The following is a 14,959-nucleotide window of genomic DNA, read 5'->3' as shown; positions in this document are numbered from 1 at the left end:
TTCTCTTTTCTCCTCCTTTATTCTTCCTTCTTCTTCATCCTGACTCCTGACTCCTGACTCCTGACTCCTGACTTCTTCTTCCCAACTCCTCCTAAATTAGCGCGTTCTTAATTCTGTTTCTAATTTGTCTAAATCGGCTTTGAGTAACACCGTAATTTTACCAGTGATGGCTTTACCTTCCTTGGGTTGGGCAATTTCTATCCAGTACGCATAGCGATCGCCTATCCGTAATTCTCCTTGTAAAGCTTCCCGTGTGGGTGTCTTTGCTAGTCTAGATGTATTAATAGTAGTCTGGCTAGGATACTCATAGACAATTTGAGCCTCATTATAATCTTGATACACATCTAAATTATAAATTACTCGTAAAGATTCTTCTAAACGCTGTCGTGTAACGCCATTAACAGCATCAAACATGGTCATGCGTTCAGTGCGAATTGTGATGCGGTCGTTAGTAAATGTTACTCTACCAGGAGGTAATACGGAGGCTTGGAAAGTAAATCTTTGAGCCGCTGTATCACTTTTACTAATAAATAATCGTTCTCCTGGTTTTGGCTGTAGTGTAGGATGGGCTTGAATCCATGAGAGTACATCCTCTGTACTGTCTCCAGGTAGGGCTTGCACGGGAGGATTTAGCAGTATTTCCACTGACAACCAAGGTATCAGGGAACAAGGTAAAATCAATAATTTTAGTAAGGATTGTTTGAGCATTGTTTAGATAAAGTTAGGGTGCGTCGGAATTTTCATTGTCAAACCATTGCTACCTTAATGACTTTCCGCGCCTTCATATCCATAAATACCTGTTCTAGATCCTGTAAAGGTCGGTGTTCACTAATGAGCAAGTCAAAAGGAATTGTACCACTAGCGATGAGTGATAAGGCAGCTTTCACATATTCTGGTGTATTGTGAAATACGCCTTTGAGAGTAAGTTCACTATAGTGCAATTGTTCGGTATTGACAGTAATTGTGGTATTTTTTGGACAACCACCAAATAAATTGATAGTTGCACCAGGACGACCGCAAGCGATCGCAGTTTCCCAGACACTCGGTACACCAGTAGCCTCTATCACGACATCCGCACCCCAACCAGCGGTTAATTCCTTAACTGTATTGGCAATATCCGTAACTTGATGATAATTAAAAGTCTTGGCTGCACCCAGCTTTTCACCAATTTCTAACCGTTGATGATTCCCACCCCACAATATTACCTCAGTATATTTCGCCAATACTGCCACAAACATCAAGCCAATCGCCCCATCACCCAAAACCACTACTTTGTCATTGGGTTTAGCACCACAACGGCTGATACCATGCAATACACAGGCTAAAGGTTCAGTCATCGCCGCTAAAACTAGAGGCAAATGATCAGGAACAGGTAATAAATTATGCTCAACTATGGGAGCAGGAATTTTCAGATATTCCGCAAATGTGCCATTATTCCAAGTTATATGGGGACATAAAGAATATTCTTGACGTTGACAAAAGAAACATTTCATGCAGGGTGCAGAATTATTTGCCACCACGCGATCGCCTACCCGCCAATTAGTCACCCCAGCACCGATAGCAACAATGCGTCCCGCACCTTCATGGCCAAACAATGTTGGTAGTGTCAGCATTTTAGCATGACCACCTCGTCGCCACACCTTTAAATCCGTACCACAAGTAGTGGCTGCTTCCACCTGAATCACCACCTCGCCGGCTTCGGGAGTCGGGTCAGGAACTTGTTCTAGGCGTAAATCCTCTTGTCCGTAGAGTAGTGCTGCTAACAAAACTTTTCACCCATAAAAAAGAAATACGGCTTAAACCACACTATCAAAATCAATTAAATACGGTTTTATACCATACTTAATGATATCGGCATATATTTTGTATTTAAAATTAGCAATTCCTGATTTTACCCAAATTTACAGCATATTGCAGGTAAATGAGGTACAACCTTTAATCACAAACCTTGCAGTGAGGCTGTTTTACTGCTGACCGCTGATAGCTGAAAGCTACTGTATGCTGATTAGCCATCTTCATGGACAAATTCAAGAACTCAACGCTGTTTGCGGTAAAACTTCTTGATTACGGCTTTCTAGCTTAGATAGAGGATTAGATCCATTGATACTTAAAACTGGTACTTCTTGTCTACAGGACAGACAAAACCAATAAACCTCATGATGGCGAACATGACGCAGAACCGAACCACCACAGCATGGGCAGGTGTTAACTATAATACTCATAAAATGTCCCCCTTAAAAAAATTCAACCCCGGCAATGTTATGATTGATTTCGACATCACCATTAAACAATTCCAACTTCTACTTTTATGCTTGATTTAATCACGTTCATTTTTGTAGCCTTTTATTTCTCCATTCGGAATCCTCCAATTTGGAGAAAATTCGGGTAAAAAACTATCAGCAAATGCTAAACTAACCGATTTTTAAAAGATTTCCCCAAACTCATTTTTTTATCAAAACCATGAAAAACATAAAAGAACATTATTAAACTATAAACTATTATAGACCTTGTTCATCTATCTGGGGGATCATAAATATCTAATTTTTATCGAACAATTACTTTACCATTATTTTGCCATCATTTTAATAATTAACTCATGAAAATTGCTACTTGGAATGTTAATTCTGTGCGGACACGTTTAGAACAGGTTATCAATTGGTTAACAGAAAATCCGGTTGATGTTTTGTGTTTACAAGAAACCAAAGTCATAGATCAGGATTTTCCTAGTCTGGCGTTTACAAATTTAGGCTATTATCCGTATATTTCCGGGCAAAAATCTTATAATGGCGTGGCTTTAATTAGTCGTCAACCGTTGATGGATGTAAGTGTAGGCTTTGGTGCTATTTTACCGGAAACAGAATCAGCATGGGATGAACAAAAACGGGTGATTACAGGTGTAATTGAGGGCGTAAGAATTGTTAATCTTTACGTTCCCAATGGTTCATCTATCGGTAGCGAAAAATATGAATATAAGTTAGGCTGGTTGAAAATACTGAAAGAATATTTACGGACATTAATATTATCAAATTCAGCAATTTCTCTGTGTGGTGATTTTAATATTGCCCTAGAAAATATAGATATTAATGATAAAGTCAAGATAGATAATCACATTATGGCATCTGAATTAGAACGTCAGGCTTTACGAGATGTTCTCAGTTTAGGTTTTGCAGATGCCTTTCGGAAATTCAACAGCGAAGGAGAAAATTATAGTTGGTGGGATTATCGCACAGCGGCTTTTAAGCGTAATTTAGGTTGGCGAATAGATCATCATTATCTCACGCCAATGTTGTATGAACGCGCTCAAAGTTGTATTATTGATACTGAACCTCGGAAGTTGGTTCAACCAAGTGATCATACACCAGTAATTGTGGAATTTTAAACTAGGAGTCAGGAGTCAGGAGTCAGGAGTCAGAAGAAGGAAGAAGAGAAAGTTAAAATTTTCTAAAATATTCTCTAATTAAGGCTTAATGATAGCGTAGCTTAAGCCATAAATGGACAATTGACAACGGTTAATAACCCAGATTTGAGACTATTCTTATCTCCTTCTAATTCTTCCACCTGACTCCTAACTCCTAGCCCTAACATAGGTTTTCTATTGCTTATTACCCATTGTTTGAGAAGCAGATTCAATAACTATAAATAGTTCTGAAATATCAATTGGCTTTCTGAGAAAATGTACTATACCCAAAGAACTGGCTAATTTCTCTATATCTGAATAAGCGGTTACTAAAACAGTAGTGAGATCAATTTTTTGTTCCTGTAAGTGTTGATATACTTCAATTCCTGTTAGTTCAGGCATCCTATTATCTAAGATTAATAAATGAGGCTTTTCTTGAACTACTTTTTCAATTGCTTCCTTACCATTTTTGGCTTGTTCTACTAACCAACCTTCATCTTCCAGTAAAAAAGCTAACAGCATTCTACTATCTTCGTCATCATCTGCAATTACTACTTTGCGCTGTTCTAAATGATTAAATTTCATATTTTATGAGTATTTACTAAATGGTTATTGACTAAGGGTAGAGTAAAAATATATGGAACTGGATCTGTTTTAGAAATACCTAACGCCGGAATTGCCAGAAAACTTACTCTTGCTAATCCAGAAGTCTGTATTTTATCTACTTTTACTTCTACTATTCCGCCTGTATTTCCCCGTTCAAAAGCTTGTAAAAAACAACTAAGCAGCTTACGCAAAAGGCTGTTTTGGTCAGATATTACATTGATTGGTTCTTGCCAATACGTGATAACTTCAACTTTACGGATTGTGATTTCAGTTGCTAGGAGGTCTATAAGATCCTGGATACACTTAGTAAGTGACAAAGGCTGGCTTATAGCTGTTTCTAATGATGCAATGTTACGCCAAGTATCGGCACGGTGACGAAAGAGTTGAATTGATTTTTCAGCTTGTTGAACTAGTTGCATTGCATAGTCTAACTTATTAACAACTACCATGCGAGATACAACTTCAAGTTTTAATCTTGCGGCATTATGCGATTGAATGATATCTTGACGTAGTTCTTCTAGTGGTTGATAATCATCAGGACTTGATGCTAATATCTGGCGAATATCTTTTTCTAATTTAGCAATCAAAAATTCAGCTTCAATACCGTGAGAAGCACAGATTAATATTTCTTTTAATCGCTGATGAGCATCAGGACTACGCACTGAAATACTGACTACTCCGACAATTTCCTGTTTATCATTATGTAGTGGAATTCCCTGACAACTAAATGGATGAAATCCTTCAATAAAATGTTCTGCTGATACGATTTGCACATAATCTTTTTCAGCTAATGCTGTACCGATACCATTAGCACCAGCTACGGATTCTGATAGTAAAGTTCCAGGGGTAGGAAATGATTCAGAATCATGAACGGTTTCTTTATCACCTATAACATTGAGCAAAATTGCTTCTTGGTTACTTAACATTACGGCATGACGTTCTGTTCCCGCAGCTTGTGATAAAATGCGTCCATAGGGTTGAACCACATTAATCAGATAACTCTGTGAGTCTAACAAACGTTCGGTATCTATGATTGAGAGTTTTTCTGCTTGTAAAGCACAAGGATTAGCACCTTGACAGTGTGATCTTTCCCAAGCACGATAGATATCTGATCTCAATTTTTCTGTCCGAATTGCACCTGTTGATCTATATATTCTTCCTGCTTCTAAGGCATCACTTGCTAAATGTAACATGATGTTAACGGAATTTGCCTGAACTATGCTGGAATTGTGCGCCTATTTGGGAAAATGTTTTGAAAACTATGCAGTTTATGTGAATTAGATGCTAAATTCTGGATAATTCTCTTGATATTTATTTCTAAAATTATCGTTCTGGCTGGGTAATAATTGCTCCCATGATTAAACTACAAGGTTGTATAACTCATAGAAGATATAGGAATAATATTTGATTTATGAAACGATACGTAGGGTGCGTCAGACTACATAAATTCTATCAATAAACAGATTTGTCATATCTGACGCACCCTACAAATACTTGGATTTTTTCAAAATTCAAATATCAGTCCTATATACTATACCTAATATAACCAATTTCTAACCAATAAAAATTTGCCCAATGCTAAACTATTAGCAAGAGTGCAGTGAATTAATATTAATTTCCCTGCTTTTACTCTGGATTCCTTCATGCTGCTGTAATTATCTACCCAACAATAAACCCCGGAAAAAATATAACATATTTGTGAATATTTGTTCTATCCATAATATAGCTGTATCTAACCATTCCAGTATTTGTTCTAAGGGGTGTTTTTCGTAGCCTAACGAAGTGGCAGAAATATCAATCCAGTCAGGCTTAAAATTAAATCCTTGGCTGGTTTGACTATCTATTTCGGGAAATTCCTCATTTTTGGATTCGCTTCCTTGTTGACCTATTTGGCGGTGAATTTCAGGGAATTCTCTTTTTGCTTGAGGTTGCTGTACGGATTCTTGAATGTTGGTATTTGTTTCACCAAATAAATCATTCCATGATAACCAAGTATCTCCTGAAGAATTATCAAAATTTAACTGATTATTTGAGGATAAACTTTTTTTGAGATCAAGTTTTTCCGCAGAAGAATTTGAATCAAGGTGATAAGTATTTCTTCCGCCAAAAAAGTAATTTATCGCAGCTACAATTAAATCAGAAATTTGTGGTTTCTGAGTTTTCAAATCATCATGATTAACTGTTAAGTCGTTAAACTGACTTTGAAAGTTATCAACAATTTCCTGACTACGTTGTTGTACAGGAACTAAAGCCGTAGTTTCTAAATTAGCAATTAATTTATCGAGAAATCCAAAAAGTTTAATGGGATGGAGGAAAGATTTTTGTGCTATGGTAGGATCTTCCTCAGTTAACTTATTCAAAAGATGATCAATTTTGGGTAATATTTCTTTTTGTTGGTGAGCAATTAATTGTAAAGAATACCGATATTCACTAATTTCGCTATTAATTCTATCTGCTAATTTGACGTTTTGCTGCGGTGTGAAAACATCGAAAATGCGATTATCTGCACTTACTAATACTAAATTACGGGTTTGCAATTCTATGGCAATTCCCTGTACTGTTGGTATATGCTGTTGCAGAGTATTTTCTGAAGTTGGAAAATTCGGCTGAGGAAAAATTTTCTTCCACAAAGATCCTAAAAATGTGAGAGGATTTGTTTGCGAGGAAGTTGGGATATCAGTCTCTCCGGGAGGAAGATTTTTGACAACATCTAATATAATTTGAATTGGTGCATCAGTCGTAGGAGGAGTTGCTGAGTGTAATTTTTTGACTGTTACATTTTGTTGCCATAATTGGTAAATTGGATAAAGTAGAGAACCTACACTCGAACCAGTAGCAACTTGCAAATTCTTGAAGGTGTTTTCTAGTGTTTGTGTCAACCGTCGAGAATGCTGGTAGACAAAGTTGAAGAGTTTGCTTTGATAGCGATTGGAGGAATCGGAAGACATGGTAATTATGTGTAATTTGTAGGGTGAGGTTGGGTATTGTAGATTCAAGGGTTTAAATCCCTATTTTTAATTTGTAATTGTTAAGAGATTCCCACAAACCTATGAGTTTTTATCAGTATCAATTATTGACATTTATAGTAATTGGGAATTGCATAAGAGACAACCTGAAAATCAAAGCACCTTCATTCCTGACTCCTGCTATTATTTTATTAAAAATATGACTATTCCTGTATCCTCATTAAATACCAAATCTATATCCACAGCAGTTGAAATTCTGCGTTCTTGTTGTCAGGTTGATATCCAGTCAAGCTGGCAGTATCAGGAAACTGACGGGGTAGTTACTGATTTTATCCCATTTAGTTTAACTGATTGGCAAGCTGTTGAACTAAATGAAAAAGGTCATGTTTCCTGGAAAGGGGGAAAACGGGTATTATGGTTAGGACAAAAATTTTCTGTTCCTGAACATTTACACAATTTTCCGTTAACAAGTTTGTCTTTGCGCTTGGCTTTGGTATGGTGGGCGGATTTAGCGGAAGTATATGTTAATGGTAAGTTAGTATTGACGGGGGATTTGTTTGATTCTTCCCCGCGAGTGTTGCTGAGTCCGAGTGTAACTCCTGGAGAAGAGTTTACCATAGCTTTGCGGTTGGTGAGTCCGGGACATTGTGATGGGGCATTAATGCGATCGCTTGCAATTTTTGAGTCAACAGATTACCATAATCCTGATGCTGGTTTTATTGCTGATGAATTAGCAGTTACGGAAATTCTTTTACAAAACTTCGCACCAGAAAAGTTACTAAGTTTAGCGACAGAAGTTGAGAAAGTTACAAATCTTAAAGACGCAGAAAATCAAGATTGGAAAACATATCTGCTGAATTTACGACAAAGTTATTTGAGTTTAGCTGAGTTTATCAACGCCCAAAAATATAAAATTAATTTATTAGGTCATGCACATTTAGATTTAGCATGGTTATGGCCTGTCGCGGAAACTTGGAAAGCAGCACAAAATACTTTTGAGTCAGCTTTAAAACTGCAACAGGATTTTCCCGAATTAATTTTCTGTCATACCACACCGGCGTTGTATGCTTGGATAGAAGAAAATCGTCCCGACTTGTTTCAAGAAATTCAAAATCAAGTTAAAGCGGGAAAATGGGAAGTTTTGGGAGGTTTTTGGGTTGAACCGGATTTGAATTTAATTGCTGGTGAGTCTATAGTTCGTCAGTTATTATATGGACAAAAGTATTTTCTCCAGAAGTTCGGAAAAATATCTTCTGTGGTTTGGGTTCCCGATACCTTTGGTTTTTGTGCGACGTTACCCCAATTTTTTGCAAATGCAGGAATTGAGTCCTTTGTAACTCAAAAACTCCGCTGGAATGATACAACTAAATTTGATTATGACTTATTTTGGTGGCGATCGCCTGATGGCAGTCAAACATTAAGTTTCATGTCCGCACCTATCGGCGAAACCATCGAACCTGTCAAAATGACCAAGTACGCTTGTGACTGGAAAACGCAAACAGGTTTACAAAATTCTCTTTGGCTTCCCGGAGTTGGTGATCATGGTGGTGGACCAACCCGTGATATGCTAGAAACCGCGCGACGGTGGGAACATTCCCCAATTTTCCCCAAGTTAGAATTTACAACTTCCGAAAAATACCTCAACGAAATAAAATCATCAACTCAAAACTTACCAGTTTGGGAAGACGAACTTTATTTAGAATTTCACCGAGGATGTTATACTACCCACGCAGACCAAAAACGCTGGAATCGCAAATCTGAACATCTATTATATAGTGCTGAATTATTCGCAACCTTAGCAAATATCCTCTGTGGTGCAGAATTTCCGAAAACAGAAATAGAAACCGCATGGAAAAAAGTTTTATTTAACCAGTTTCACGACATTCTCCCCGGTACTTCCATTACCCAAGTTTACGCAGACGCTTTACCGGAATGGGAAGCAGTAGAAACAATGGGAAGGAAAATATTAGATGAGTCACTAAAAGCGATCGCCTCTACAATCAACATACCACAACCTCCCAACCCTGAGAGCATCCCCGTCATAATTTTTAACCCTCTCAACTGGGAACGTTCCCAAGTTGTCACCATTGACTTATCAAAAATCATCACCACAGATTACCCAACCTGGAAAGTTTCTGATACTCAAGGAAAAGAAATCCTTTCCCAAAACAGCAAAAACTCAGCCTTATTATTTTTTGCAACCATACCATCTATAGGTTACAGCATTTTCTGGCTTTCTCCAGCTTCTCCCCAGTCTCAAAAATTCCCCGAAAACTGGATATTAGAAAACGAATATTTGCAAATTGAAGTTAACCCCGAAACCGGAGATTTAAAAAGTGTCTTTGACAAAAACCAACAACGAGAAATTTTAACCGGTGCAGGAAATCAACTTCAAGCCTTTAGCGACAGCGGACAATATTGGGATGCTTGGAACATAGATCCAGATTATAACACAAAACCTCTACCGCCAACTCAATTAAAATTAATTCAATGGCAAGAATATGGAGAAATTCACCAACGATTGCGAGTAGTCCGTCAACTCGGAAAATCAGAATTTTGTCAAGATTACATCTTGGAAATCGGTTCACCAATTTTGCAAATAACTAACACTGTAAATTGGCAAGAAAATCAAGTATTAGTGAAAACAGCCTTTCCTCTCAACCTCCAAGCCGAATTTGCCACTTATGAAATCCCCTGCGGCGCTATTCGTCGTCCTACAAATCCCCAAACACCCGCCGAAAAGGCAAAATGGGAAGTCCCCGCATTACATTGGGCAGATTTAACCACAGATACAAAAAGCGGAAAATACGGAGTTAGTCTCCTCAATGATTGTAAATATGGTTACGATGCCCAACCTAACCAACTGCGGCTGACTCTCCTCAGAAGTTCCCATTGGACAGACTCTCAAGCAGATAAAGGGATACACGAATTTACCTACAGCTTGTATCCTCATTTAAACAGTTGGGAAGAAGCAGAAACCGTCAAACGTGGTTATGAGTTGAATGTTCCTTTGCAAGTATTAGTAAATCCAGTCAATTATCAATCTAGATTAAACCCTTATCAAAGCCAAAGTTTTCTATCTTTATCAGCAAATAATTTAATCTTAATGGCACTCAAACCCAGTGAAAACGATCCAGAAAAGTTTATTCTTCGCTTTTATGAATGTCATGGACAAACAACAGAATTATCTTTGCAAAGCGAAATTCTAAATTTAGAAAAACCAATAGACTTATTAGAAAATAATATCAAACTTTCCGAAATAAATCAAGTAAATAAAAATATTCAACCTTGGAAAATTGTGACATTTCAAGCCAAATCCAGCAAAATTCAGAAGTAGGGGCGGGGTCTCCTCGCCCAAAATAATCAAATCTGCGTTCATCCGCGTTTATCTGCGGTTAATTACTCTTAAAAACTAACCTTTGTGAAAAAGCGGTCAAACTGCTATTCAAAAAGCCTTTTAGCCCGAAACATAAAATTTTACAGACAGAGAAAAATATTTTTTTATAGAAAACAAATTCAGTAAACCTGATTTTTAGAGGCTTTTTCAAAATCATAGCTTCTATCGTAGGGTCTAAATTTGATTAAAAGAGGAAGTTTTTATTTCTTGTAATATGGGGTTACAAGCAATGCTTCATTTACTATAAGTCTTATGAATGATTTTTGTTAACTCTAGATAATTGTGATTAAAAACCATGTCTCGTTCCATAGTCCCGGCCGTTCTCTTAGTAGACGGTTACAATATTATAGGCACTTGGCCTTGCTTGATAAAAACCCGTGATCATGCCGGACTTGAGGCTGCACGGGGCGAATTAGTGGAAGCAATGACTAATTATAGTGCTTTCCAAGGTTATGAAACTCAGGTAGTGTTTGATGCTCAATATCAAAATACTCCTAGTAACAGAGAAACTATTACAAATTTTTTAACAGTACATTATACGGATTTTGGTCAGACCGCAGACACATATATAGAAAAAACCTGTGCGTCTCTCCGTCACCAAATAGCCCAATGTTTGGTTTCCCGCATGATTGTCGCTACATCAGATCGAGCGCAGCAGTTAACAGTCCTGGGATATGGCGCTGAATGGTTGTCAGCACATCAACTATGTGGCGAAGTAGAAACTACTGTTTGTCGAATGCGCCATAGATATCAGTCGCAAAAACAACCGAAAAGTAGATTCTTGGTGAATGGAATTGATCCTCAAGCCAGACAACGGCTGACGGAATTGCGGATGCGACTATAATTGCGGCATTCGTAAATTTCTGAATGTAGCTGCTGGAAGGGATTTGGGGTATTCAAAGCGGGAAATTTCAGCAGCAACAACAAAAAAGTTTAAAAATTTTTCTAAAACCCCTTGCATTAATTTGGATTTAGGTTTATTATAGCTAAAGTGAAGAGCGTTCCTCAGTAGCTCAGTGGTAGAGCGATCGACTGTTAATCGATTGGTCGCTGGTTCGAATCCGGCCTGGGGAGTTTAAATAAAAGATGGGGCGTGAAACAAAAATTAATAAGTTTCACGCCTTGTTTTTTGTATATTTATACCGTGCTGTAATAATATGTTTTAATTGGGTAGTTCCTAATTACGGCTTGTGTCTCTATTTACTTTATTAAAATCTGTTTAATGGTTAATTATTAAAATACAGCAGATTAATGAAGTACAGGATCTAAATTCAAAGTCAGACAGCAAACCAGTTTGACTCGGTGAATTCTGACTCCTGCTGTAGATGTATTGATCTTTTTTAGGAAATACCATGCCACAGCGGATAATTATAGAAGTCAATAATTGGTTTAGACGAGATAGAATTGTTCGTAACTTAGAACTTTTTCAAGATATTATTGTAATCTCCCTTTGCGTGAGTTTGTTTTGTGTCATGCTCATTCGATTAGGAGATATGTTTTTATCGTTTTTACGTCCATTAGATCTACGACAAGTCACATCTGATATTCTGTTTATTTTGATATTAGTAGAACTGTTTCGGTTGTTAGTTGATTACCTCCAAGAACGCAGTATATCCGTAGGTGCAGCCGTAGAAATTACGATTGTTTCGGCTTTAAGAGAAGTAATTTTACGTGGTGTCTTAGAAATTTCCCGTGATCAACTTTTTGGACTTTCTGTATTTCTATTAGTTTTATCAGGAATTTTTCTAGCTTTACCTTGGATGCCTCGCTTATTAGAACAGGTGAAAATTAGTAAACATGAGACAGTTGAACCAGAATCATAGAACAGAAGTCAGGAGTCAGGAGTCAGGAGTCAGGAGTCAGGAGTAAAACTGCCTCATTGATCTGCAATTTGCTGTAATTTTTCTAAAAATAGGGAAGAGGATTATTTAACCAATTCCCAAATTAAATATTAGTTTTATGGAAGTGCTATAATATGTCTCAATTAACATCAAAACAATGGATTTTAATTAAACACAAAATTACACCATATTTGTTTTTATTACCTGCCTTAATTATCTTAATATTAACTGTTTTTTGGCCAGCAGTTCAAGCCTTTTATCTCAGTTTTACCAACTATGAGAATATAGGAGATCCTCCTCAATGGATTGGCTTGAAAAATTTCCTGCGTTTATCGAAAGATCCGATTTTTTGGCAAACATTACAAAATACATTTATTTATTTAATTGGTGTTGTTCCTATTTTAGTATTTTTACCCTTAGCTTTAGCAATTTTAGTGAATCAAAAACTGCGGGGAATGAATTGGTTTAGAACGGCATATTATACCCCCGTTGTAATTTCTATGGTAGTCGCTGGAATAGCTTGGAAATGGTTATACGCAGAAAATGGATTGCTGAATCAAATTCTCAAAACTGTAGGGATTGTTCCCGACGGAATTCCCTGGTTAACAAGTCCTGAGAAGATATTGGGAATTGTTCCCATTTCCTTAGCTAGTATTATGGCTGTAACGATTTGGAAAGGCTTAGGCTATTATATGGTAATTTATTTAGCTGGATTACAAGCCATTCCCGCTGATATTTATGAAGCTGCGGCTATTGATGGTTCAGATAGTGTGCGTAAACATTGGGATATTACCTTACCATTAATGCAACCCTATTTAGCTTTAGTGGCTGTAATTTCGGCGATTTCGGCAACTAAAGTTTTTGAAGAAGTTTATATTATGACTCAAGGCGGACCACTCAATAGTTCTAAGACTATTGTTTATTATTTGTATGAACAAGCATTTGGTAATTTAGAAATTAGCTATGCTTGTACTATTGGTTTGGTGCTATTTTTAATTATTTTAGGTTTATCAATTTTAAGATTAGTTATCAATCAAGATGGTAATGATTTTAGTGTTTAATATTTAAAGATGAATTTTGCATCAATATCTATTATGAGTCATGTACTTTAACGGTAACAGCGGTGTAACTGTTCACACTCCCCCTTATCTTTAACGAGAGATCAAGGGTTTCGATAATTTTAGAGGGGGGAGTGAATAACTACCAAAATATATCAACATAATATTATTGTTACCGGACAACTGGTAATGTAAGATAGAGCGGCTCTAATGGAGATTTAATCATGGCTGCACATAATTACAATCAAGCACAATTTGAGAATAATTGGCAAAAACACTTACAAAATCACCCAGATCCAAGCGTTAGAGACAGATTTAATACTGCTTATAAATTTTATACAGACAAGGAATACGGAGGTTATGATCACGATAAAGCCTTGCAAGAAATGAAAGGAATTAATTTCAACAGAGATGTAAGTGTTGAACCAATTAAAGCTGGTGAAGTTTTTTATCAATATCAATATCCGAAGGCAAATGAAGATGGAAAAGTTGGTTATTATTTTACTCAAGATTCGCATAAGTCAGAATTAGGTATTCAAGGCGATTATTTGGGTAATCAAAATCGTGTACTTGAAATTTACGTGACAAAAAATGAATTTAAAGCTCTTAAGTCTACTAGTGCAGATATCGAAAACTGGTCAGAAGCCAAAGAGCTTAATTATGGAGGTGGAACACAATTTTTTGTTGCCGAAAAGGATAAACATAATTTGGGAAGGTGGGATCAAGTTAGCGAGGCACTTCCAAAGCAAAAATTACAAGAAGAACAGTTACAAACAATACAACAACAAAAAGAGCAAGAAAAGGTTTCTGTAACCGAGAAAAATAACGAAATAGAGGAACAGATTTCTAAATACGAAAAAGAGAGGCGTGCCTATGAAAGTGCGAAACGTGAGCAAATTGAAAATGAGGTGTGTAAACAGCAACAAGCTCAACTTATCGATAATGAACGTTACAAGGAAGCATGGCTAGTTCGTGCTGAAGAATTAAAAGAATTAGATGGCACATATATAAGTGTAGCAAAGAGAGAAGGGGAGCTTTTAGCAACTTTCCCAGATAAATTCGACCCTGATTTTAGGCATTCCATGCAAGAAAGACAAAACCTAGTAAATTCGTACGGGCTTGATTCTCCTCAAGTAAAAAAAGCTTTTGAGGATGAGTTTAATAAAACCTTAATAAACAGAAATGACCTAAAAGAAGCTCGTCAAGCACAGGTTGAGTATGTGTTAGCTAAAGAAGAATCTGAAAAAATCAAAACTGAACATCCTCAAGAGACACTTCCATCAGTAATTATTGAGCAAAATCAACAGAGAATGACAAATGCAACCCAACAGGTTGTTTCTGCTTATCAAACAGTTCAACTAACTCATGAGTTAGAACAATCAATTCAGCAACAGCATAAAAACTACTACAGCCAAAGTTTGTAGCATATAATATATTTAATATTTTTTATGTATTAGTCACTATTTGTTTCAATAAATCCCAAAGGGAAAGTAATCATCAAAGGGAGAAGAAACCTTCTTTAAACCGACACTTCTCTATACCTGCTGTTATTTAAAATAAGCTCCCTTATGCAAAACTCAGGTTATTAGTGCTTTTTAAAGATAAATCACTTTACGAAACTCAAAATTACCTTTTACAGGTAGTTTTTCACTCTCCCCCCACTTTCGAGAGTTTATAGGGTAGGTAGAAGTAGG

12 protein-coding genes and 1 tRNA gene are annotated in these 14,959 nt (G+C 36.7%); 7 read left to right on the top strand and 6 right to left on the bottom strand.

Going from position 1 to position 14,959, the window contains the following annotated elements; translation table 11 throughout:
- Positions 1-96: 96 nt before the first annotated feature.
- From FJR05_RS10510 to FJR05_RS10500, 3 genes are all read right to left on the bottom strand, one after another.
- Positions 97-708 carry a hypothetical protein gene (locus tag FJR05_RS10510; protein WP_168644053.1) on the bottom strand — a complete coding sequence of 204 codons (612 nt, stop codon included), beginning with the start codon at positions 706-708 and terminating at the stop codon, positions 97-99.
- 38 nt (positions 709-746) lie between these two features.
- Positions 747-1,766 (bottom strand): zinc-binding dehydrogenase, encoded by a 1,020-nt coding sequence (locus FJR05_RS10505; protein WP_168644052.1) that lies wholly within the window; start codon positions 1,764-1,766, stop codon positions 747-749.
- A gap of 261 nt (positions 1,767-2,027) precedes the next feature.
- A complete protein-coding gene (locus tag FJR05_RS10500; protein ID WP_168644051.1) occupies positions 2,028-2,222 on the bottom strand; it encodes a hypothetical protein in 195 nt (64 codons plus the stop codon).
- Positions 2,223-2,596: 374 nt separating this feature from the next.
- Between FJR05_RS10500 and xth the strand changes: the two genes are divergently transcribed.
- Positions 2,597-3,379 (top strand): exodeoxyribonuclease III, encoded by a 783-nt coding sequence (gene xth, locus FJR05_RS10495; RefSeq protein WP_168644050.1) that lies wholly within the window; start codon positions 2,597-2,599, stop codon positions 3,377-3,379.
- Between the two features lie 213 nt (positions 3,380-3,592).
- On the opposite strand, the gene FJR05_RS10490 is transcribed toward xth, so the two are convergent.
- From FJR05_RS10490 to FJR05_RS10480, 3 genes are all read right to left on the bottom strand, one after another.
- Positions 3,593-3,982, bottom strand: coding sequence for a response regulator (locus FJR05_RS10490; RefSeq protein WP_168644049.1), 390 nt, complete (start codon positions 3,980-3,982; stop codon positions 3,593-3,595).
- Complete coding sequence (locus FJR05_RS10485) at positions 3,979-5,196, bottom strand: sigma-54-dependent Fis family transcriptional regulator (RefSeq protein ID WP_168644048.1); 1,218 nt, start codon at positions 5,194-5,196, stop codon at positions 3,979-3,981. The genes FJR05_RS10490 and FJR05_RS10485 overlap by 4 nt, the downstream gene beginning before the upstream one ends.
- 462 nt (positions 5,197-5,658) lie before the next feature.
- Positions 5,659-6,951, bottom strand: coding sequence for a hypothetical protein (locus FJR05_RS10480; protein WP_168644047.1), 1,293 nt, complete (start codon positions 6,949-6,951; stop codon positions 5,659-5,661).
- Positions 6,952-7,168: 217 nt separating this feature from the next.
- On the opposite strand from FJR05_RS10480, the gene FJR05_RS10475 reads away from it, so the two are divergent.
- The 6 genes from FJR05_RS10475 (at position 7,169) to FJR05_RS10450 (ending at position 14,689) form a co-directional block, all read left to right on the top strand.
- Positions 7,169-10,306 (top strand): alpha-mannosidase, encoded by a 3,138-nt coding sequence (locus tag FJR05_RS10475; RefSeq protein ID WP_168644046.1) that lies wholly within the window; start codon positions 7,169-7,171, stop codon positions 10,304-10,306.
- A 355-nt stretch (positions 10,307-10,661) separates the two neighbouring features.
- The gene (locus tag FJR05_RS10470; RefSeq protein WP_168644045.1) at positions 10,662-11,210 is read left to right on the top strand and encodes an NYN domain-containing protein; all 549 of its coding nucleotides are present in this window, start codon (positions 10,662-10,664) and stop codon (positions 11,208-11,210) included.
- Positions 11,211-11,368: 158 nt separating this feature from the next.
- Positions 11,369-11,440 (top strand) — tRNA-Asn (locus FJR05_RS10465).
- A 278-nt stretch (positions 11,441-11,718) separates the two neighbouring features.
- On the top strand, positions 11,719-12,189 hold the full coding sequence (locus FJR05_RS10460; RefSeq protein ID WP_168644044.1) for a phosphate-starvation-inducible PsiE family protein: 471 nt from the start codon (positions 11,719-11,721) through the stop codon (positions 12,187-12,189).
- A 152-nt stretch (positions 12,190-12,341) separates the two neighbouring features.
- On the top strand, positions 12,342-13,268 hold the full coding sequence (locus FJR05_RS10455; RefSeq protein WP_168644043.1) for a carbohydrate ABC transporter permease: 927 nt from the start codon (positions 12,342-12,344) through the stop codon (positions 13,266-13,268).
- Between the two features lie 221 nt (positions 13,269-13,489).
- The gene (locus FJR05_RS10450) at positions 13,490-14,689 is read left to right on the top strand and encodes a polymorphic toxin type 46 domain-containing protein (RefSeq protein WP_168644042.1); all 1,200 of its coding nucleotides are present in this window, start codon (positions 13,490-13,492) and stop codon (positions 14,687-14,689) included.
- Positions 14,690-14,959: the final 270 nt, after the last annotated feature.

This window comes from Dolichospermum sp. UHCC 0259, assembly GCF_009711935.1.
Lineage (GTDB): Bacteria > Cyanobacteriota > Cyanobacteriia > Cyanobacteriales > Nostocaceae > Dolichospermum.
Note: the sequence above shows the minus strand (reverse complement) of the source record. Positions and strands in the feature narration are given on the sequence as shown.